We start from the raw sequence: 22,951 nt of genomic DNA, 5'->3' as shown, positions 1-22,951 counted from the left end.
TTTTGTGAATTTGTTGTTTTTTATATATAATTTTATACTTTGTAATAGCAATTAGTAATATTAATTAAACAATTATGAGTAAATTTCGTTTAGATGAAGTAGATCACCAGATTTTAGATATGTTAATAGACAATACGAGAGTTCCGTTTACTGACATTGCAAAAAAACTATTGATATCTGCTGGTACAGTACACGTTAGAGTTAAAAAGATGGAAGATGCCGGTATCATCATGGGATCTTCATTAGCCTTAGATTACGATAAATTAGGTTATTCATTTATTGCTTATGTTGGAGTGTTTCTTAATAATACATCTCAAACTAAATTTGTATTAGAGAGAATTAATCAAATTCCGTTTGTAACTGTAGCTTCTGTAACTACAGGAAAATTCAACATCTTTTGCAAAATTAGAGCAAAAGACACTAAGCATGCGAAAGAAGTTATCTTTATGATTGACGATATCGATGGTGTTTACAGAACAGAAACTATGATTTCTTTAGAGGAAAGTATTAACGATAAGAAGCGTTTGATGCATACTATTTTCAAAAATATGTAATAACTTTTCTTGAATGCTATATTAAAATATACCTCAAGTTTATTCTTGGGGTTTTTTTATGACTAATTAACCAACCAACTATAACACGATTATGTATACGTTGCCAAAAATTGAACGTTTTAATCAAGACGTTCTCTCAAAATACCACATTTATAATAGTGTTTTTATAACATTACCTTTTGATTCTATAGATAATACGGGAGTTTTACTTCCTTTATTTACAGAAACTTGCGAAACGGGCTTTAAAAAACAAGAAACTCCAAAAGAAATTTTTGATTTCTTCTCTAATAAATTTCTAAATAACGCTTCAGAAACTGAAAAGGTTGATTTAATGTTTCGATTTATTCAATACATTGAGCGCCAAATTGTACTTTTTGATGCAATCGAAGATGCAGCTTTTCCAGAAGTTAATAATATGGAAGGACGTGGATCTCTGCGTGATATAAAAGAAAAATCAGATGCAAAAGAAAAAGACGACGAATTGGTTGAGTTTTTAGAAAACTTCAATGTTCGTACAGTTTTAACAGCGCACCCAACTCAGTTTTATCCTGGGCCAGTTTTAGGAATTATTAATGATTTGACTGAAGCTATCCGCCAAAATGACTTGCTTAAAATCAAACAGTTATTGGCGCAGTTAGGAAAAACGCCTTTTATTCAGCATGAAAAACCAAATCCATATGATGAAGCAGTGAGCTTAATCTGGTATTTGGAAAATGTATTTTATGCTACAGCTGGAGAAATTGTACATTATCTTCAAAAAAATATTAATGACGGAACACCTATCAAGAATCAATTGATAAAACTTGGTTTCTGGCCGGGAGGAGATCGTGACGGAAATCCGTTTGTTACTACAGAAATAACTCTTAAAGTTGCAGATCGTTTAAGAACTTCAATTCTGAAATGCTATTATGTTGAAATGAGAAACTTAAAACGTAAGCTAACTTTCTCAGGTGTAGATACTTTAGTGTCAGATCTTGAACATAAACTTTATCGTTCTGTATTCTATTCTAAAGGTGATATTTTTATTACATTGGATGAATTGTTAACGCAATTGAATAAGGTTAGAGAGATAATAATCGAAAAACATCAGTCTTTATACTTAGATGAATTAGAAGCTCTTTTGGTAAAAATCAACTTATTTGGATTCCATTTTGCGACTTTAGATATTCGCCAAAACAGTAAAATTCATAATAAAGTATTTAAGGATGTTGTAGATTATTATCTAAATTCAGGTTCATCTATTTTTCCTGAAAATTATTATGAACTAACAGAAGATCAGAAAATTGATGTTTTATCTAAAGTAAAAGGAGATTTAAATCCAGCTGATTTTGAAGATGAAATAACAAGATCGACTTTAGAGTCTGTTCAAGCTATTAAAACCATTCAAAAAAATAATGGTGAAGAAGGAGCAAACCGTTATATTATTAGTAATAACGAAAGCGCTTTGAATGTAATGGAAACTTTTGCCATGATTCGTTTGAATAATTGGGAAAATCCAACTGTTGATATTATTCCTCTTTTTGAATCTGTTGATGATTTACAAAATGCACATTCAATAATGGAGCAATTGTATACTAATCCAGAATATGCAAGTCATTTGAAATCAAGAGGAAACGAGCAAACTATAATGCTTGGTTTCTCTGACGGAACTAAAGATGGTGGTTATTTAATGGCAAACTGGAGTATTTATCAAGCAAAAATTTCATTAACAGAGATTTCAAGAAAATACGGAATTAAAGCTATTTTCTTTGATGGACGTGGAGGACCGCCTGCACGTGGAGGAGGAAAAACACATAAATTCTACGCTTCTCTAGGACCAAAAATCGAAAATAATGAAATTCAGATTACAGTTCAAGGACAAACAATTAGTTCTAATTTCGGAACTCTAGATTCTTGCCGTTATAATATTGAAAATTTAGTTACTGCTGGTGTTACAAATCAGGTTTTTGGAAAAGATAAAAATGAATTGTCTGCTGATGAAACCCAGATTTTGAATCAGTTAGCAGATTTAGGATACCAAAAATATTTAAGTTTTAAAAATCATCCGAAGTTTATTCCATATTTGGAAAAAATGAGTACGCTGAAGTATTACTCAAAAACAAACATTGGAAGCCGTCCATCTAAAAGAAGCAAATCTGAATCTCTTGATTTTGCAGATTTAAGAGCGATTCCGTTTGTAGGTTCTTGGAGTCAATTGAAGCAAAACGTTCCTGGATTCTTTGGTGTTGGTTCTGCCTTAAAACATTTTGAAGAATCTGGGCAATGGGATAAAGTAAGTGATTTGTATCATAATTCGTTGTTTTTCAAAACATTACTCGAAAACAGTATGATGTCATTGGCAAAATCATTCTTGCCTTTAACAGCTTATATGAGCAAAGATCCAGAGTTTGGAGAATTCTGGAATATTATTCACACTGAGTTTTTAGAAACAAAAAGACTTCTTTTGAAAATTGCAGGGCATAAAACATTGATGGAAAATTACCCTGACGGTATTGCATCGATTCAAATTAGAGAACGTATTGTGTTGCCTTTATTGACAATTCAGCAATATGCTCTATTGAGAATTAATGAGTTAAATAAAGAGAAAGTTCTAAATGAAGACTTGATTAAAGTTTATGAAAAAATTGTAACGAGATCTCTTTTCGGAAATACTAATGCAAGTAGAAACTCAGCATAAGCAGATTTTAAATTTTAATTTTAGAAAAAATGAATGTCAGCGATATTTTAGAAAATGAATATTCAGGTCATTTCGGTACATATCTTAAACAAGCTGGAGAGGGTAAGTTAATTGAAGAATTAGAAATATCTCTTCACGAATTTATCCGTTTTGTTCAAAACATTCCGATGGATAAATTTGACTATCGTTATGCGGAAGGAAAATGGACAATTAAAGAAATTATCCAGCATGTAATAGATACTGAACGAATTTTTGCTTACAGAGCTTTGCGTTTTTCTAGAAATGATAAAACGCCGTTACCAAGTTTTGAAGAACAAGATTATGCCGATAATTCTGACGCCAATTCGAGAAGTATTCAAGAATTGCTAACTGAATTTTCTGCTGTAAGACATTCAAATTTATTGTTTTACAAAAGCTTATCTGATGAACAACTTAAAAGAATTGGAACTGCATCAAATAATCAAATTTCAGTTCGAGCTTTAGGTTTTGTGCTAATTGGACATCAAAAACATCACCAAAAAGTTTTTGAAGAAAGGTATTTGTAAAGTTTACTTATAACAAAAACCTGTACTTTAAAAGTACAGGTTTTTGCTTTTAGAAACGAAGCTTCGACTTCTCTCAGTCTGACAATAATATTGTTAAATATCGCATGTCAGGCTGAGCGAAGTCGAAGCTCTTTTTTTTTATGTCGTTTGATTCTTTCTTTCTAAAAAAGCTAAACCAAATCGAATTTTATCATAAGACATTTTTTCTTCAAAATATTCAAAGTAAGGTCTTAATGCATTCGGATTTTCTAATTCAATTTGAGCTTTCTCAATATTTAAAATTTCATCATCTGAAACAAATTGACTAAGATCTATATTATTACCATCAACATATAATTTTGCTAAATGAGAAATAATTGTTGTTTCACCTAAATTTCGTTGTTCAGCAATTTCTTTGACAGAAAGTCCATTCTGAAATAACTCAAGTGTTTTTTTATAAGTATTCTCTTTTTTTTCTTTTTTAACTACCGATTTATTTCTTTGAAATTCAATTATTGCATTAATAAATTCAGTTCCATATTTTTCTAGTTTAGCTTTTCCAACACCTTCTATAGCGAGGAATTCTTCGTCTGTCATTGGTCTCAAAACTTCCATTTGCCTTAATGAAGCGTCACTAAAAATAACATAAGCAGGAACTTCTTCTTCTTGAGCAATTTCATAACGTAATTTTCGAAGTGTTTCAAAAAGAGAATTCTTGGGCGTTTTCGTTTTAGCTTCTTTAATTTCGTTTTTGTCAATTACTTTTTTAACAACAGTTGTCAGTTTTACTTTTTCTCCCTCAAATAAAACTTTCTTTGCAAAAGGAGTAAGCAAAATTTTGTTGTGTTGGTGAAAGGCAATTTCGCAATAACCTAAATTTATTAACTGAATAAGATATTGGTTCCAGTCGTACCAAGAAATGTCATCGCCAATTCCGTACGTTTTTAGCGTTTGATAATTTTTTTCGTAGATATACGCGTTTCTCGAGCCTCGCAAAAAATCAACAATTACAGCTAAAGGTTCAGATTCTTTTAAACGAGTAATTGCTGACAATGCTTTTTGCGCGAGAATCGTTCCATCGAAAAAAGTTGGAGGATTTTTGCAAATATCGCAGTTTCCGCAATTCTCAGTAACCAATTCTCCGAAATAAGAAAGCAGGATTTTTCTACGGCAGCTTACGGCATCCGCATATTGTTTCATGCGATCTAATTTTGCCAATTGAATATCAGAATTTAAACCTTCGGACGCAAACTTTTGAAGTTGTATTACATCTGCATAACTTTCAAACAAAAGAGTTTCGGCTGGTAAACCATCACGTCCGGCACGCCCAATTTCCTGATAATAGCCTTCAATATTTTTGGGAAGATTATAATGAATAACCCAACGAACATTCGATTTATCGATTCCCATTCCAAAGGCAATTGTAGCGCAAACTACTTGACAATCGTCATTAATAAAATGATCTTGAGTTTTGGCTCGAGTTTCATTATCTAAACCAGCGTGATATGCTTTTGCAGAAATACCATTTTTCTTTAACTTTTCAGCAAGTTCTTCAGTAGTTTTTCGACTTAGGCAATAAATAATTCCAGATTCATTTGGTTTGTCTTCAATAAAATCAATAATCTGTTTCACACGATCTAAAGCCGGACGAACTTCTAAACTAAGATTTTTTCGATCAAACGAAGCAATAAAAGTTTTAGGCTTGTTTAAATTTAATTGTTTTACAATATCGGTACGCGTTGCTTTATCTGCAGTTGCTGTTAAAGCCAAAACTGGAGTAGAAGGGAAGCGGTTTTTTAAATATCCTAGATTTGTATACGCTGGCCTAAAGTCATGTCCCCAAGAAGAAATACAATGCGCTTCATCAATTGCTATTAAACTAATATTCAATTCGTTAAAAGCCATATCTAAATAAGAAAGACTTTCTGGAGCAATATAGACTAGTTTAAAAGTGTTGGATTTTAAATTGTCAATATAATATTGCTGTTCCTGAGATGATTGCGAACTATTAATGAAACAAGCAGAAATTCCATTTGTTTTTAAGCTGTCGACCTGATCTTTCATCAAAGCAATTAGAGGAGAAATTACAACAGTAATTCCTGGAAGAATTAAAGCTGGAAGTTGAAAACAAATAGATTTTCCACCTCCTGTTGGCATAATAGCTAATGTATCTTGCCCAGAAAGAATGGTATTTATTATAGTTTCCTGATTTGGTCTGAATTTTTCAAAACCAAAATTTTCTTTTAAAGTCGCGTGAAGTATTTCTGAAGTCATTGGCTTGTAATTTTTATATTTGAAATTTAAAAATAAGAATAATCTTATAAATATAAAAATTTAATATTAGTGTGGATTTGTACTATAAAAAAAAGGAACCCGAGTTGAGTTCCTTTTATTTATTTTAAAGAAAATGATTAATCTTCATCCTCTTCATCTTCATCATAATCAGTGTCAGCTTTGTCATCGTCGTCATCATCATCATCATCTCCATCGCCACCGTCAGAATCTGGTTTATCTTGATTATCATCGTCATCATCGTCATCGCTAATATCATCGTCAAGATCGATACCTTTAACTGGTGCAATTGCATCTACATCAACATCTAAATCGTCATCTTCATCGTAGTTTTCAATTCTGTCTGCAAGTTTAGTACTAATTTTCACTAAGTAAATTGTATCTTCAGTACGAACTTCAACAGCTTCAACCAATTCGTTTTTAGCGTTTCTAAAACGGATTACATCCGAATCGTCATAACCATCAGGAAATTTTTCAACCAAAAGATTTAAAATTTCATTGGTAAGTTTAGCGTAGTCTACTATAACTCTTTTCATAAATTATTTTATAAATCTAATAAATATGCAAAAATTAACGGAGCAACAATTGTAGCGTCCGACTCAATAATAAATTTAGGGGTTTTGATGTCTAATTTACCCCAAGTGATTTTTTCATTTGGAACTGCTCCAGAATATGAACCGTAACTAGTTGTTGAATCTGAGATTTGGCAGAAATAGCTCCAAAACGGAACATCGTGCATTTCCATATCTTGGTACAACATTGGTACAACACAGATAGGGAAGTCACCAGCAATACCACCACCAATTTGGAAGAATCCAATTCCGTTTGAACTGTTTTTAGAATACCAGTCTGCAAGGAAAGTCATGTATTCAATTCCAGATTTCATCGTAGATGCTTTCAGTTCTCCTTTAATTACGTATGAAGCAAAGATATTTCCCATTGTACTATCTTCCCAACCTGGAACGATAATTGGTAAATTTTTCTCTGCAGCTGCATACATCCAGCTATCTTTTAAGTCAATTTCGTAGTATTCTTCTAAAACACCAGACAATAACATTTTATACATGAATTCATGAGGAAAATAACGTTCTCCTTTGTCATCTGCATCTTTCCAAATTTTGTAAATATGTTTTTGTAAACGACGGAAAGCTTCATGTTCAGGAATACAAGTGTCTGTAACACGGTTTAATCCTCTTTCAAGTAAAGCCCATTCGTCTTCTGGAGTTAAATCACGGTAGTTTGGTACTCTTTCATAATGAGAATGAGCCACTAAATTCATGATATCTTCTTCTAGATTTGCACCTGTACATGAGATAATATGTACTTTGTCTTGTCTAATTACTTCGGCAAAAATTTTACCAATTTCAGCTGTACTCATTGCGCCAGCCATACTCACAAGCATCTTTGCACCATCTGCTAATTGCTGCTCATAAGCTTTTGCAGCATCTACTAATGAAGCAGAGTTAAAATGCAAATAATGTTTTTCAATAAACTGACTGATTGGTCCTTTCATTTCTTTTGTTTTTGTTTTTTTTTTTTTGAATTAAAAAGTTTAACCTTTTTGGATGTTAATGCAAATTAAGAATTTTCTAAACATATCCATTACTTAATTTGCCGTTTTTTTTACAACTTTTTTTTATAACCTAAAATCTTTAAAACGTCGTCAGAAGTCTGTTGTTCTGAGAAAACCTCAGTGGCTAGAATTCCGTTTTCGTCTCTGTCAATTAAGATATGTTTTGGTTGCGGGATTAAACAGTGGTGCAAGCCTCCGTATCCTCCAATTGTCTCCTGATAAGCTCCAGTATTAAAGAAACCAATATATAATGGTTTTTCTTTATTGTACTTTGGCAAATAAATGGCATTCATGTTTTGTTCAGAATTGTAATAATCGTCACTATCACAAGTCAGACCACCCAACAGAACCCGCTCGTAAGTATCATTCCAACGGTTAACCGCTAGCATAATAAAACGTTTGTTTATTGCCCACGTATCTGGTAAAGTGGTAATGAAAGATGAGTCGATCATATTCCATTTTTCTCTATCATTTTGTTGTTTTTGATATAAAATCTGATAGATTGCACCACCGCTTTCACCTACAGTAAACGATCCAAATTCCGTAAAAATATTTGGAACATCGACTTCAGCTTCATCACAGGCTATTTTAATCTGATTGATAATTTCATCAATCATATATTGGTAATCATATTCAAAAGCAAGCGAATTCTTAATTGGGAAACCACCTCCAATGTTCAATCCATCTAGAGTAGGGCATTCTTTTTTAAGAGCAATATATACTTTAATACATTTTACAAGCTCGTTCCAGTAATATGAGGTATCGTTGATTCCGGTATTAATGAAAAAGTGAAGCATTTTTAGCTCTAATTTATCATTCTCCTGAATTTGTTTTTTATAGAAAGAAACAATGTTTTTATATCCAATACCCAATCTTGATGTATAAAACTCAAATTTAGGTTCTTCCTCAGCAGCAATACGGATTCCAATTTTGAATTTTCCTTTAATTTCTGCCTGAAGCAAATCTAGTTCTTCGTAATTATCAATAATCGGAATAGTGTTTTTATGTCCGCTATTGATTAATCTTGCAATGTTGGTAATGTATTCGTCTCTTTTGAAACCATTACAAATAACGTAAGTACTTTTATTGATTTTACCATTTTCAAGTAAATTTTCTACAATATTAACATCAAATGCAGATGATGTTTCAATGTGAATGTTATTCTTGAAAGCTTCATTCATAATATATTCAAAATGAGAGCTTTTTGTACAGTAGCAATAATAGTATTTTGCGTCGTATTTATTCTTTTCCATCGATTTTCTGAACCAAGCTTTTGCTTTATTAATATTTTCAGAAATCTGAGGCAGATAAGTAAACTTTAATGGAGTGCCATATTGTTCAACCAATTTCATCAAATCAATATTGTGAAATAAAAGGTTGTCTTTGTTTAGTTTAAATTCCTCTTGTGGAAAGTAGTATGTTTGGTTTATTAGATCCGAATATTTTGTATTCATTTATTTGTCAACTTTTAGAGATTGTAATTGTATTTTAAATTTAGTGTTTTTTCTGTACTAAGTCTTAAATTCAAACTCTAATATTGGCAAATATAATCGGCAGTTTTTCGTGCTCGGCTTTTGAACATTGGAAAACATCAAAACAGAACGGACTTTTACTATTGTAAAAACGGTTCAGCATTCTTAATAAAGAACTGCTAAGGCGGTTTCTATACGAGCTGAATTGTCTTCGCTGATTGTTTGTTTTCATGGGGCAAATGTAAAAAATAAAATATACCAAATGCAACGCTTTCGATTAAAAAAAGTTTAAGATTTATAATCTTGAAACGCGTCTAGAATTAATTTATTTTCAACGGATTGGTTAATTTTTATTTTTCCGATTCCCTCAATCAATGCAAATTGAATTAAACCGTATTCATTTTTTTTGTCGTGAATCAGCAATTCTAAGATCGGATCGATGTCATTTTCTTCAAAAATAATATCTTCATAAATGCCTTTAATTATTGTTTTGATTTCTCTGTATTCTTCGGGAGAAATTAAATTTTTCTGTAAAGAAATGTAACTTTCCAAAATCATTCCTGCTGCAATAGCTTCACCATGAAGTAAAGTTGTTTTTTCAGTGCTTTCTAAAAAATAACCTTCAATCGCATGACCTAAAGTATGTCCAAAATTCAAGGCTTTACGAATGTTTTTTTCTGTTGGATCTTGAATTACGATTTCGTTTTTAATTTCAACAGAACGATAAATCAATTGATCTAATTCGTCAAAAACAATTGATTTCAAATCAGAAAACTGTCTCCAATATGGTGCATCGTAAATTAAACCATGTTTTAGCATTTCTGCCAAACCAGAACGCATTTCGCTTTGTGGTAAAGTTTCTAAATATTGTGTATCAATTAATACCATTTGAGGCACATTAATAACACCAATTTGATTTTTAAGATTTCCTAAATCAACGCCTGTTTTTCCTCCAACAGAAGCATCAACCATTGATAATAAAGTGGTTGGAATATTTATAAAATCTACACCTCTTTTAAAAGTAGAAGCCACAAAGCCTCCTAAATCAGTAACTACACCTCCGCCGAGATTAATCACAAGTGATTTTCTATCAGCGCCTAATTCTGTCAAAACATTCCAGATCTGAATACAAGTCTCTATATTTTTATTGGCTTCACCGGCTTCAAATTCAATGATTTCAATGTTTAAATCAGTTTCAATTATAGGAAGCAATTTAGGCAAACAATATTCATTCGTCTGATCATCTACTATTATAAATAGATTCGAATATTTGTTTTCTTTTAAATGTTTATTTAAAGCTTCATAAGCATTTTGGTTAAAATGCACGAGGTAATTATTGGCTTGAATAGACTGCATAATTCTTTAGTTAATTAAAGGCACAAAAATAAAGTATTTTAAACTAAATAAACTTCAAACTTCTATCCTAATTTGTTTAAAATCCTAGTTTCTGTTTTTAATGCTGTAAAATGCATTATACTAAAGATTTACTTTATAAACTATCTTTTTTCGCTGTCCTGCTAAGAATATTAAAAAATTTGATACTGTTTGGTGAATAATATTCAAAACACTCTCTATATTTGCATAAAAAATAAATTTAATGGAAAAGATATTCGACAATACGCAAGTTGCATTCTCTCTAAAAAGTGATACAGAACTTGACCGAGCTTATTTCCTTTTCAAAATGATTGACAGTGAGCCATTAGTAAGAATTGGAACTGCTGTAACTAATTTTGCAATTAAAGCTCATTTACCAGTAGAAGGATTAATTCGTGCAACTGTTTTTGACCATTTTTGTGGTGGTGTAAACGAAAACGACTGTCTTACTGTTGTAGACAAAATGTTTACAAAAGGTGTTTCTTCGGTTTTGGATTATTCTGTTGAAGGAAAAGAAGAAGAAGAGCAGTTTGACGCTGCTTTAGAGATGACTTTAAGAACTATCGATTTTGCTAAAGAACGTTTAGCTATTCCGTTTGCCGTTTTTAAACCAACTGGTTTAGGTCGTTTTGAGCTTTATGAAAAATTAGGCGAAAAACAAACTTTAACTCCTGCAGAACAAGTAGAATGGGATAGAGTAGTGGCTCGTTTTGATAAAGTTTGTGGTGAAGCACATAAAAAAGATGTTGCATTATTGATCGATGGTGAAGAAAGCTGGATGCAAGATGCTGCTGACGATTTGGTGACAGATATGATGCGTAAGTACAATAAAGAAAAAGCTATTGTATTTAATACTTTGCAAATGTACCGTTGGGATCGTTTAGATTATTTGAAAAAACTTCATGAAGTTGCTAAAACTGAAGGTTTTTATATTGGAATGAAGTTAGTTCGTGGTGCTTATATGGAGAAAGAAAACAAAAGAGCGGAAGAAAAAGGATATGTTTCTCCAATCTGTGTTTCTAAAGAAGCTACTGACGTAAATTATGATAATGCAGTACAATATATGTTGGAGCATCTTGATAAGATGGCCATTTTTGCTGGAACGCACAACGAATTGAGTTCTTATAAATTAATGGAAATGATGGCTCAAAAAGGAATTGCTAAAAATGATCCAAGAATTTGGTTTGGGCAATTGTACGGAATGAGCGATAATATTAGCTACAACTTGGCCGAAAACGGTTATAATGATGCAAAATATTTGCCATTCGGACCGGTTAAAGATGTTATGCCATATTTAATTCGTCGTGCTGAAGAAAATACTTCGGTTGCAGGACAAACAAGCCGCGAATTATCAATGATTAAAGCAGAGCGTAAACGTAGAAAAGGGAAATAATTTTTTAGTTTTCGGTCTCGGTTTACAGTTTACAGTTTTTATAAATATCAAACCCGACAGGTTTTAAAAACCTGTCGGGTTTTCTTTTGATAATATTTTAAATAAAAGAAAACTCCATTTGATTTTTTAAATGAAGCTTTTTTTATTGAAAAATAAAATTTCTATCTATTTAAGAGTTACTAAACTGTAAGTTGCTTAAGTTTTTATAAATCCCATTTTCTAGATTTATCAATTCCTGATGGGTTCCTTGTTCAGAAATTTTCCCATTATCTAAAACCAGGATTTTATCAGCGTTTCTAATTGTAGAAAGTCTATGAGCAATTATAATGCTTGTTCTTCCTTCCATTAAAACTTCTAGGGCTTCTTGAACTAATTTTTCGCTTTCGCTGTCCAAAGAAGAAGTTGCTTCATCTAAAATTAAAATGCTTGGGTTTTTAAGCAAAGCTCTTGCAATTGCAATACGTTGGCGCTGTCCACCCGAAAGTTTAACACCGCGTTCTCCAACCAAAGTTTCAAATTTTTCAGGAAATCCATCAACAAAATTAAAAGCATTCGCTTGTTTTGCTGCAACTATAATTTCTTCTTCAGACGCTTCAGGTTTTCCGTATGCTATATTTTCTCTGATAGTTCCTCCAAACAAAATAACATCTTGAGGAACAATACTCATATTTCCGCGAAGATTTTCTAAATCATAATCGTGAATGTTTTTTCCATCAACCAAGATTTCTCCAGAAGTGATATCGTAAAATCTTAGCAATAAAGAAGAAATAGTTGATTTTCCAGCCCCACTTGGCCCAACAATGGCAATTTTTTGACCGAATTCGGCATTGAAATTTACATCTTTCAAAACCTGAACTTCTTTTCTTGAAGGATAACTAAAAGCAACGTTTTTGAATGCTACATTTCCTTTTATTTTCTCAATTGGAGAAGTTTTTAGATTCGCATTAATTGCTTCGGGAGTTTCTTCTAATAATTCAAAAACACGTTCAGTTGCTCCAACTGCTTTCTGAATCTGAGCATACATTTCGGCAATTCCACCAAAAGAAGCACCAATAAACGTTGTATATAAAACAAATGAAATCAAATCTCCAACACCTTCAACTTCACCTTTAATAGTCAATGTGATTCCGTACCAGACTACGGCTACTACGCATCCGAAAAGACAAAGAATAATAAAAGAAGCGAAGTAACCTCTGTATTGACCGCCTTTAATCGCAATTTTTACAATTTCTCTAATTTTATTTTTATAACGCTGAATTTCGTACCATTCGTTAGCAAAAGCTTTTACATTGCTAATTCCTTGCAAAGTTTCTTCAACAATAACTTGACTTTCTGCAACTTTGTCTTGTGTTTTTTTTCCGTATTTACGAATAAATCTTCCGAAAATTACGGCTGCAACCGCAACAATCGGCACAATTGCAAGCATCATTAAAGTAAGTTTCGGACTTATACTTCCTAAAATGATAAATCCACCAATGATTAAAATAAACTGACGTAAAAATTCAGCGATTGTTGTGCTAAAAGTATCTTGCAATTGCGAAATATCTGCACTTATTCGGCTGTTTAATTCTCCAACTCTTTTTTGAGAATAAAACGACATGGGTAATTTGATTAAATTTTCATATAACGCAAAGCGAATGTTCGAAAGAGAGTTTTCTGTAAAATTTACAAATAATGAAATTCTGAAAAAAGAGAAAACGGCTTGAAGAACCAAAATTCCGATTAATCCTAATGCAATTTCGTTTGCTTTAGAAAGGTCTTTATTTGTTACACAATCAACCAGCATTCCCATTAATTTAGGAAAGGCAAGGGCAGTGGCGCTTGTTAAAAACAGAAAAATCAAACCAAGGAAAAATTTCCATTTATGGTTTTTAGCATATTTAAAAATTCGGAGAGCTTTTTGAAGGGAATTAGAGTTTAATTTAGCTTTCGGTAAATCATTTTCTTGAAATCTTGCCATTTGAATATACAATTAAGGTATGCAAAGGTATGACTAAAGTCGATTTACTACAAAGGAATATTAAGAATTAGAGCTTTTAATTTTGCTTTTTAACGAAATTATAAGAAAGAGTAGAAAAACTTTATTTTTTAAAGGTTTGAAAAATAGCTTTCTAAATAAAAATGCGAAAAAATATTTCATTTTTTTTTCTAAAAAGGCTTGTAAATACAAAATCTAAACGTATTTTTGCACCCGCAATCACAAAGATAGCAGCCTAGTAAAATAGGGCGATTAGCTCAGCTGGTTCAGAGCACCTCGTTTACACCGAGGGGGTCGGGGGTTCGAACCCCTCATCGCCCACAATTTTTTTTATAAAAAGGCTTGCAAATACAAATACTAAGTGTATATTTGCACAGGCAATCTCAAAGATAGCAACCTAGTAAAATAGGGCGATTAGCTCAGCTGGTTCAGAGCACCTCGTTTACACCGAGGGGGTCGGGGGTTCGAACCCCTCATCGCCCACAAAATTCCAAAAACTCCAAAGTCATTTGATTTTGGAGTTTTTTGCCTTATATACATTTTATTGTCTAGATTTTATTTGGAAAAGCAAGAATAGATTCTACATCGGAAGAGGCTCTCATCGTCCCAATACTTTGGACTTAATTTTTACTTGTTAATTTTCGGTTAAAATTTAACGATAATTCTTATAATTAATTTTATTTTCTTTGATATTTACATCGGTTAACATCATAAATTTCAAACGCACCAAATCTAATAATTTTGGTGTGTCTTTATTTCGATATAAATGAAAAGACTATACATTATTTTATTAGCATTAATTTCTTTTTTGGGTCATTCTCAAGGCAAAAACACTGTCGTTGAATATAACTTAGTAATTCAAAAAGAGGAGGGTCTGTTTGATAACAATGCGGATTTAAAAGGGATGCTTCAAAAAGCAATGAGCGAATGTGATAAATTAACCTTTCAATTAATTATAACTGAAAATGGTTCTAAATTTTTAGTTAAAGAGAATTTAGAAAGTGATATTAATAAGCATGTAAAAATGTTTACTTTGGCGATGTCACATTATTCTGGTATGATTTATAATTTGAAAGATAAATTATTAGTGCAAAAAGAATTATTAGGAGAGAATATTTATGGAAAAGAAGAATTAAAAAAGGATTGGATTTTGTCTAATGAAACAAAAATGATAGACAATTATTTGTGTTATAAAGCCACGAATATTTACAGAGTTACATATGGTGATAAAGCTTTTAATCATGCTGTTACTGCTTGGTATTGCCCTAAATTACCGTATCCTTATGGTCCAATTGGCTATGGGAACCTACCTGGATTGATTTTAGAACTTCAAGTTAGAAATGCAGTCTTTGGTGCAAAAAGCATAAAATTGAAAAGTGATGAAGATTTTGATATTAAATCATTAGAAAAAATTAAGGTGCTTAGTGAAAAAGAACTTGCTGATGCATACACCAAATCAAATGGTTTTTAATTGATTTTTAAGTTGTAAACATTTACAAGCTTGTAGAAAAATATCATAATAAATATTTAGAATTACTTTAATTTTATTTTTTATAATTTCTGTTTCCTTCTCACAAACAAAAAAAAATCAAACGCACCAAATCTAATAATTTCGGTCTGATTTTAATTCTATATAAATGAAATCTACATATATTATTTTATTAGCATTAATTCCTTTTTTTGCTAATTCTCCAGGGTAAAAACACTATTATCGAATATGGTTTGGCAATTCAAAAGGAGGAGGGGTTGTTTGAGAACAATGTAACTTATAAAGGAATTCTTCAAAAAGCAATGAGCGAATGTCATAAATTAACCTTTCAATTAATTATAACTGAAAATGGTTCTAAATTTTTAAACAAAGAGAATTTAGAAAGTGATATTAGTAAGGGTATAAAAAGTTTTACTTTTGGAATGTCGCATTATTCTGGTATTATTTATAATTTAAAAGATAATTTATTAGTGCAAAATGAATTTTTAGGAGAGAATATTTACACAAAAGAGGAATTAAAAAAGGATTGGATTTTGTCTAGTGAAACAAAATTGATAGATAATTATTTATGTTATAAAGCAACTAATCTTTACAGAGTTACATATGGTGATAAAGTTTTTAATCATGCTGTTACAGCTTGGTATTGCCCTAAATTACCTTATCCATACGGTCCGATTGGCTACGGAAACTTACCCGGATTGATTTTAGAACTTCAAGTTAGAAATGTTGTGTTTGGTGCAAAAAGAATAAAATTGAAGAGTGATGAAGATTTTGATATTAAATCATTAGAAAAAATTAATGTGCTCAGTGAGAAAGAAGTTGCTAATGCATACACTAAATTAAATAATTATACTAATTGATTGTTAACTTGTAAAGCATTTACAAGCTTGTAGAAAAATATCATGCTAAATGTCTAGAATTACGTTAATTTTATTTTTTATAGTTTCTGTTTCCTTCTCACAAACAAAAAATCTTGGTGGTGTAGTTTCAGACGATACAAATAAACCCTTAGAGTCCACTAATGTTATTGCAAAACCTCTCCAAGAAAAAGCAAGTCTCAAGTTTGCGATTACAGATAATAAAGGGCGCTATAAACTAGAACTCGAAAACAATGTAAAATACGAAATCACAGTTTCGTACATTGGATTTATAGAAGAGGTTTTTATTTTAGAAGTTGGCTCGGATAAAATCTCTCACGACTTTAAATTAAAGCCTTCGGGAGAAGACTTAAAAGAAATAGTGATTAAGCATGAGTTTAAACCAATAGTAGTTAAAAAAGATACTTTAGTTTTTGATGTTAATAGTTTTGCAAACGGTAATGAACGCAAAATGAAAGAAATTCTCGAAAAACTACCCGGTGTCGAGGTTGACAAAAAAGGAATAGTTACGGTACAAGGAAAAAAAGTAACCAAAATGCTGGTTGAAGGTAAATCTTTTTTTGGAGGCGGTTCTAAATTGGCAGTTGAGAATATTCCAGCAAATGCATTAGATAAAATTGAAGTAATTGACCATTTTAACGAAGTTGGTTTTATGAAGCAAGTCTCAGATAGTGATGACTTGGCAATGAATGTTAAACTTAAAGAAGATAAAAAAAAGTTTGTTTTTGGTGACATTCAATCTGGTGTTGAGGCTGGCGGAGGAGATAATGGTTTTTACCTAGCCCATGCAGCATTGTTTTATTACAGTCCAAAAACAAATGTAAGTTTTATCGGTGATGCCAATAATGTTGGTAAAAGCACTTTTACGTTTGAGGATTTAATGCGTTTTGGAGGCGGAGTAAGCAGTTATCTTTCGGGTAGAAAACCTTTAAGTAATTTGTATTCATTTACCAATGACAATAGAGATGTAGTACAGAATAAATCGCAATTTGCAGCTTTTAATTTTAGTCACGATTTTTCTTCAAAGTTTGCTTTGTCTGGGTATGCTATCTTATCTAAAGTTTTTACCGCGTCTAGAATAGAAAGTAAAAATGAATATTTGAACAATAGCAGTATTGATTTTGAATATAAAAGCAGAAATGCTGATAACAAATCAGTACTCGGTATTGGAAATGTAAAGTTGGATTATTCTCCTTCGAATAAAGAAAAATGGTACTATAACGGACAATATCAAGCCAGTAACAATGATTTAATGAGTACTTTAAACTCTGTTACAAATTTAGGATCTAATCTTTTTGAAACGATTAATGAAGCTGATAATTCATCGGTAAAGCAATATGTAGAATGGCATAAAAATTACAATGATAACCATACTACTACTTTTGTAATTAATCAAGCTTATGACAAAATTACACCTAAAAATAAATGGTTTACCAGCGAGCCATTTTTACAAGGATTAATTCCACTTCAAGAAGACGTAAATTATACGATTAACCAAATTAAAAAGTCTGAAGTAAATAGTATTGATGCTCTTTTTAAACATTATTGGATTATAAATAACTCCAATCATCTCTATACTAATGTTGGTAATAATTTTGAGTCTTCAGGTTTTAAAACTTCAGAGCAACAAATTCTTACAGATGGTTCTATAAATGATTTTGCCTCAGCAGGTTTTGGAAATGATATTAATTATAGGCTAAATGACGCATATATTGGCTTAGAATACAAATTTAGGATAGGAAAGTGGGTGAATAAGCCTGGGTTATATTTGCATTGGTATCATTTGAAAACAGTTCAAAATAACATAGATTATGTAATTTTAAAAACACTTTTTCAACCACAATGGAATAGTGATTATGAATTTAATAAATCAGAAAATTTAAGTTTTACGTACAAATTACAGAATGAATTTCCCGAAGCTAATCAGTTAGCAAATAGATATACATTACAATATTATAATTCGGTTTATAAAGGAAATGCGTTATTACAAAATGAAAAATATCATTCGGCAAATTTACGTTATTCAAAAATGAATTCATATCGCGGTATAACTTTAGACGGAATGCTCACATATTCTAAAAAAATAAAAGTAATTCGAGATCAGGTTGAGTTGGATGGAATAAATCAATTTGTAACGCCTATTTTGACAGAAAATCCAGAAACAAATATTGGATTTAATGGTTCTTTCTCGAAACGAATTTATCGATTTAATCTAAAATTAAATACACGATTATCATGGCTTAATTATACGCAGACTGTAAATGATATTTCAACTATAAATCAAAGGAATAATCAAAATGTAGGTTTAGTTTTTAAAACAGCTTATAAAAAATGGCCAGATTTTAGTATTGGTTACAATAAGGGATTTAGTGAGTTTTCAGGTTTAACAAAATCTAAATATCAAACAGATGCTATAACATCAAAATTTGAAACCAATTTTCTAAAATTTTGGACTTTCAATATTGAATACGAAAGTTTGAAAAACACTAATAATGCAAATCAAACCAATTTTTATGATATGCTAAACACTTCTCTATTTTATCAGAAAAAAAATAGTCCTCTAGGTTTTGAACTTAGTGTAAATAATGTTTTAGACATTAAAAAGAAAAACAGCTATTCATTTTCAAATTATATGATTAGTGAGCAAGCAACTTACATTTTACCAAGAGCCATTTTATTTTCGGTAACTTATAAATTATAAAATTACTATCAAAGACAAAATCTAAGCTTATTTAGAGCATTCAGATTTATATTCTTATCCCAATCATTTGATAAATCATTTTTACTTTGCCCAACAAATACTTGGATGCCAAAAATGAAGAACAAAATAAATACAAAAGGTTTATTCATAATTTTAATTAATCTTTACTTATAAAGTCAATTATTTATTTGAACTAATATATGAATATTCACAATACGAAATATTTAAGCAACTAAAATCAAAAAGCTTCAAAATTAAATTATTTCGAAGCTTTTTGTCTTAAATTCTACAATTTGGTTTTCAAAAAAATCTTGCTTAAAATTATGTATCTTAGATATCTCGCCAGGAATAACTTTTATGAACTATTTTCCAGTTTCCTTTATATTTTAGTATCAAAAAATAATCTGTAAAAGTTCTCCAATTCGGCATTACAATTTCTGCTTTAGCGATGGCTGCATCATTTGCTATATCAATTGAAACAATCTTTCCGACTCTGTTTACTTTTTCTCCTACTTTTATAGCAGAAATATATTGTTCTCCAGAACGTATCCACAAGGTATCATTTGCAACTGTATAGAGATTAAAATTTGGATGAAAAGCTTTTCGAAGTCTTTCTGGTTGTCCGTTAGCAGTTCCTTCTATATAATCATTAAGAATATCTGTAATTTGTTCTAAATCATTTTTTGATTTTGGTTTCGGAACTTTAAAATTGACTTTCAAAAGGGACAAAACTTCATTTGCTACTTTACTTCCAGAACTTGGATCTTGTCCCGTTACAAATCTACCGTCAACGCTATAAAAAGAATCTCCTCCATTTTTAGAAAATACAAAATGGGCTTTATTTTGTTTGATTGTATTGTTTATCGAAAATGGAAATGCTTTATAATATTCGCCATTCTTATTTTCTAATTCATCTGGATAGCCTGTAATTTTTAGTCCAGAATACAGGGAATTTCCTTTTTCATCTTTTAAATAAACAATCCCTGCCGTTCCGTGACAAATAGATGCGATAACTCCGTTATTACCGTAGATTGTTCTTGCAATTTTTTGAATTACAATATCTTCAGCAACTCCAAACATCGCGGCACCGCCACCGCTGTAAAAGATTGCTGCATAATCACTAGAAATAATCGAAGATGGTTTCTTAGAATGTTCTAATTTGTCCATAAACCAGCTATTATATAAATATTTCTTCTGTAAACTATCTGATGTGTTGATATATCCAATCGGAATTGGACCTCCTTTTGGGCTTATAAAATCAACTGTATAACCTGCTTTTATAAAGATATCATATGGAACAACAATTTCTTCAAAATGATTCGCCGTCGGAATTTTTGTGTTTCCATAAAAATCTTGATTTGAAGTTACAAACAAGATTTTGTTCTGAGCGCTTAAACTCATCGAAAGTAAAAATGTATGAACCACTAATAGAACTAGTATTTTGTTCATTTCCTGAAAATTGTTCATTTATTATGGTTTTATTATTTCGACTGAGCTGTTGGTACTTCAACTGTTTTATGTGGCGTTCTAGTAGAAATTTTATCTACAATAAACCAGTCTTGATTTATTTTCATCAGATTAAAATAATCGATAAATAAAAGTTTTGAAGTACTAATTTCGACCTTTGCAGCAGCCACATTGTTTGTAATATCAATAGAAATAATTCGTCCTGACCAATTTGCAACTCTAGCATATGGCGCTTTGTAACCTTTCATGTAATCAGATTTGCGTACAATATTTAACTTATTATCGGCAAAATATTTTAACTGCCAAGAAGCATGAAAAGATTGACCCACTTTTACCGAATCACCTGTAGCTTGTCCGTCTAGATATAGATTAAGTGTTTTTTGAATCAGAAGCAAGTCATTAGAAGAATCGATTGCTTGTGCATTGGCAGTAAAAAACATAAAATAAAAGGAAATAAACAAAAAGACTTTTCTCATTTTTAAAATTTTTAAATTATTAATAATGAGACAAATATCAAACCCTCGAATTTTAAAAAGGTTTTAATCTATAAAGTAGAACTCTTAATTTATAATATTAAACTCCTTTTGAATATGCTTTTTGGTATTCTGCCGGAGTTAGACCCGTTATTTTTTTGAATGCAGTAAAAAATGTAGATTTTGATGTAAAGCCGCTATCATAACCTAAACTTTCATAAGTTAAGTTTTTTTCAGTTTCTAATAATTTTTTAGCTTTTTCAATTCTATATTCTTTTATAAGATTTGAAAATGATTTACCTAAAATTTCATTTATGTACTGAGATAATAAATGCTTGGTTATTTTCAATTCTTTTGCTGCTTCTTCAAGACTGAAATCTGGATTAAGATAAAGTTCTTTTTCTTCAATAATTACTATTTTTTGACCGATAAGATCGCGGATTTCAGCGTCCATTTCTTTATTCTTGTATTTTTCCTTTTCCTTAAAAAAAACACTTTCATCATTATTTCTAAAAATTAAAAGCATAATAATTAAATATAAAATAAAAGTGAAGGACAAAGCCCCAACAATATACGAAGTATAAGCTGCGCTAGCATAAGCTAGCCATATTAGTACTACACCAAAATAAATACTAAGAAACCAAATATCTATTTTCTTTAGACTTTCTTTGTTTTTAAGTTTGTAAAAAATAGGACGAACGTATCTAAAGGATAAAATAATATATACTAACCATTGAAGATATATAGATTTTACAATCCAAATACTCCAGATTTTTTGATGCTGTGTATAGGGATAAAAAAATCCCAAAATGGTTATACTTCCTAAATAAGGAATTACATGTTGTATCCATTTTGTTTTTCCATTTTGAGCGTATGATTTAAGGCTTAAGAAAAGAAAAGGACCAATAAGAAAGCAAGCAGAAAGTCCAATCTGAATAAAAATGTTGGACAAAGAGGGATTAAAGTAAAAGAAAACAGATTTTATAATCCGAATACTTAAAACCAAGAGGAGTAAAGATAGAAAGTAATTTGAAAAAATTTTATTTCTCGCATTTACAGCAAAATAAAATGACAATATAAATCCATTAAAAGCTCCTAAAGCACTAAGGAAGAAAAGCAACTGGTTTGTTTCCATATAGTATTGTACTGAGTTTAATTGATAACTTATCAATTGCAATCATATCTTCAAATTTTTCAATATGGAAACGAATATAAGAAAAATTTTACTCTAGTTTATTCTGTATTGGTCGAATAAAATCTTAAAAATAGTTTTCTATTCAATACACTCGTGAATAATTTTAGTAGTCATCTAATTAATATGAAGGTTAGAATTAATAAAAACAATTGTATTTTTTACACTTATTTTTATTTAAAGCAAATAATATTTTCTATTTTTAACTCAAAAAAAAAACATAACTATAAAATATTATATGCTTTTTATGAAAAAGAAAAATATCAAAACCTTATTACTAATAGGGCTTCTAGTAATAAATACCACAATTAAAGCGCAATCTTCCAAAACAGAACAAGACGAAACTGCAAAGGCAAAAGAATGGATTAATTCATTGTCATTAAACAATAATGAAAAAGAAAACAGATTAGTGCAAGTGGTTTCAACGCATCTTTTAGCTGTAAAAGAATGGCACAATAATCATCCTGCTTCTACAGTTCCAGCGGGAATAAATCCTTTGGACGGAAAACCACTTTCTGAACTTCATAGACAAATAATTGCAGATTCTGCAATGCCTTCAACAGTTCACGAAAGTTTAATGACTGGCTTAAGAAAAGATTTAAATGAAGAGCAAGTAGCATTAGTTTTAGATAAATATACAATTGGCAAAGTAGCTTTTACAATGAAAGGTTATCAAGCAATTGTTCCTGAAATGACTTCTGTTGAAACCACAGAAATTCAAAAATTAATGGAAAAAGCTCGCGAGCAAGCTGTAGATTATAAAAGCATGAAAGAGATTTCGGCTATTTTTGAAATTTACAAAACACAAGCTGAAAATTATCTGAATAATCACGGTCGCAACTGGCGCCAGATGTATGGAGATTACACAAAGAAAATAAAAGCTGAAAAAGAAGCTAATGCAAAAAAGTAAGATT

17 protein-coding genes and 2 tRNA genes are annotated in these 22,951 nt (G+C 30.7%); 10 read left to right on the top strand and 9 right to left on the bottom strand.

All coding sequences use genetic code 11. From position 1 onward, the window contains the following. Positions 1-74: 74 nt before the first annotated feature. The 3 genes from NYQ10_RS16560 (at position 75) to NYQ10_RS16550 (ending at position 3,776) form a co-directional block, all read left to right on the top strand. The gene (locus NYQ10_RS16560; protein ID WP_008468989.1) at positions 75-554 is read left to right on the top strand and encodes an Lrp/AsnC family transcriptional regulator; all 480 of its coding nucleotides are present in this window, start codon (positions 75-77) and stop codon (positions 552-554) included. Positions 555-645: 91 nt separating this feature from the next. Further along, positions 646-3,231: a phosphoenolpyruvate carboxylase gene (locus NYQ10_RS16555; RefSeq protein WP_289877331.1), complete on the top strand. Its 2,586-nt coding sequence runs from the start codon at positions 646-648 to the stop codon at positions 3,229-3,231. A gap of 29 nt (positions 3,232-3,260) precedes the next feature. Next, a complete protein-coding gene (locus NYQ10_RS16550) occupies positions 3,261-3,776 on the top strand; it encodes a DinB family protein (protein ID WP_289877330.1) in 516 nt (171 codons plus the stop codon). A gap of 138 nt (positions 3,777-3,914) precedes the next feature. On the opposite strand, the gene recQ is transcribed toward NYQ10_RS16550, so the two are convergent. The 5 genes from recQ to aroB form a co-directional block, all read right to left on the bottom strand. Beyond that, complete coding sequence (gene recQ, locus NYQ10_RS16545; protein ID WP_289877329.1) at positions 3,915-6,029, bottom strand: DNA helicase RecQ; 2,115 nt, start codon at positions 6,027-6,029, stop codon at positions 3,915-3,917. Positions 6,030-6,166: 137 nt separating this feature from the next. Further along, positions 6,167-6,583, bottom strand: a complete 417-nt coding sequence (locus NYQ10_RS16540; protein WP_289877328.1) for a DNA primase — start codon at positions 6,581-6,583, stop codon at positions 6,167-6,169. 8 nt (positions 6,584-6,591) lie between these two features. After that, positions 6,592-7,560 carry a deoxyhypusine synthase family protein gene (locus tag NYQ10_RS16535; protein WP_095931202.1) on the bottom strand — a complete coding sequence of 323 codons (969 nt, stop codon included), beginning with the start codon at positions 7,558-7,560 and terminating at the stop codon, positions 6,592-6,594. A gap of 110 nt (positions 7,561-7,670) precedes the next feature. Continuing rightward, the gene (locus NYQ10_RS16530) at positions 7,671-9,074 is read right to left on the bottom strand and encodes an arginine decarboxylase (RefSeq protein WP_276173514.1); all 1,404 of its coding nucleotides are present in this window, start codon (positions 9,072-9,074) and stop codon (positions 7,671-7,673) included. A 306-nt stretch (positions 9,075-9,380) separates the two neighbouring features. After that, positions 9,381-10,448, bottom strand: coding sequence for a 3-dehydroquinate synthase (aroB, locus tag NYQ10_RS16525; protein WP_289877327.1), 1,068 nt, complete (start codon positions 10,446-10,448; stop codon positions 9,381-9,383). A gap of 241 nt (positions 10,449-10,689) precedes the next feature. On the opposite strand from aroB, the gene NYQ10_RS16520 reads away from it, so the two are divergent. Then, positions 10,690-11,859 carry a proline dehydrogenase family protein gene (locus tag NYQ10_RS16520; RefSeq protein WP_289877326.1) on the top strand — a complete coding sequence of 390 codons (1,170 nt, stop codon included), beginning with the start codon at positions 10,690-10,692 and terminating at the stop codon, positions 11,857-11,859. Between the two features lie 169 nt (positions 11,860-12,028). Here NYQ10_RS16520 and NYQ10_RS16515 read toward each other — a convergent pair whose 3' ends face one another. Continuing rightward, positions 12,029-13,819, bottom strand: coding sequence for an ABC transporter ATP-binding protein (locus tag NYQ10_RS16515; protein ID WP_289877325.1), 1,791 nt, complete (start codon positions 13,817-13,819; stop codon positions 12,029-12,031). Between the two features lie 264 nt (positions 13,820-14,083). On the opposite strand from NYQ10_RS16515, the gene NYQ10_RS16510 reads away from it, so the two are divergent. From NYQ10_RS16510 to NYQ10_RS16490, 5 genes are all read left to right on the top strand, one after another. Next, positions 14,084-14,158: transfer RNA gene (locus NYQ10_RS16510), tRNA-Val, on the top strand. Positions 14,159-14,245: 87 nt separating this feature from the next. Further along, positions 14,246-14,320: transfer RNA gene (locus NYQ10_RS16505), tRNA-Val, on the top strand. Positions 14,321-14,603: 283 nt separating this feature from the next. Continuing rightward, the gene (locus NYQ10_RS16500) at positions 14,604-15,308 is read left to right on the top strand and encodes a GLPGLI family protein (RefSeq protein WP_289877324.1); all 705 of its coding nucleotides are present in this window, start codon (positions 14,604-14,606) and stop codon (positions 15,306-15,308) included. 209 nt (positions 15,309-15,517) lie between these two features. Beyond that, the gene (locus tag NYQ10_RS16495; RefSeq protein WP_289877323.1) at positions 15,518-16,186 is read left to right on the top strand and encodes a GLPGLI family protein; all 669 of its coding nucleotides are present in this window, start codon (positions 15,518-15,520) and stop codon (positions 16,184-16,186) included. A gap of 49 nt (positions 16,187-16,235) precedes the next feature. Beyond that, positions 16,236-18,905 carry a carboxypeptidase-like regulatory domain-containing protein gene (locus tag NYQ10_RS16490; RefSeq protein WP_289877322.1) on the top strand — a complete coding sequence of 890 codons (2,670 nt, stop codon included), beginning with the start codon at positions 16,236-16,238 and terminating at the stop codon, positions 18,903-18,905. A gap of 330 nt (positions 18,906-19,235) precedes the next feature. Here NYQ10_RS16490 and NYQ10_RS16485 read toward each other — a convergent pair whose 3' ends face one another. The 3 genes from NYQ10_RS16485 to NYQ10_RS16475 all read right to left on the bottom strand — a co-directional run bounded on the left by NYQ10_RS16485 (position 19,236) and on the right by NYQ10_RS16475 (position 21,980). Further along, on the bottom strand, positions 19,236-20,372 hold the full coding sequence (locus NYQ10_RS16485) for a nuclear transport factor 2 family protein (protein ID WP_289877321.1): 1,137 nt from the start codon (positions 20,370-20,372) through the stop codon (positions 19,236-19,238). A gap of 14 nt (positions 20,373-20,386) precedes the next feature. Next, positions 20,387-20,848, bottom strand: coding sequence for a nuclear transport factor 2 family protein (locus tag NYQ10_RS16480; protein ID WP_289877320.1), 462 nt, complete (start codon positions 20,846-20,848; stop codon positions 20,387-20,389). A 97-nt stretch (positions 20,849-20,945) separates the two neighbouring features. Then, positions 20,946-21,980, bottom strand: a complete 1,035-nt coding sequence (locus tag NYQ10_RS16475) for a helix-turn-helix domain-containing protein (RefSeq protein ID WP_289877319.1) — start codon at positions 21,978-21,980, stop codon at positions 20,946-20,948. Between the two features lie 304 nt (positions 21,981-22,284). On the opposite strand from NYQ10_RS16475, the gene NYQ10_RS16470 reads away from it, so the two are divergent. Beyond that, positions 22,285-22,947, top strand: a complete 663-nt coding sequence (locus tag NYQ10_RS16470) for a DUF3826 domain-containing protein (RefSeq protein ID WP_289877318.1) — start codon at positions 22,285-22,287, stop codon at positions 22,945-22,947. The last annotated feature ends 4 nt before the right edge of the window (positions 22,948-22,951 follow it).

This window comes from Flavobacterium johnsoniae (assembly GCF_030388325.1).
Lineage (GTDB): Bacteria > Bacteroidota > Bacteroidia > Flavobacteriales > Flavobacteriaceae > Flavobacterium > Flavobacterium johnsoniae_C.
Note: the sequence above shows the minus strand (reverse complement) of the source record. Positions and strands in the feature narration are given on the sequence as shown.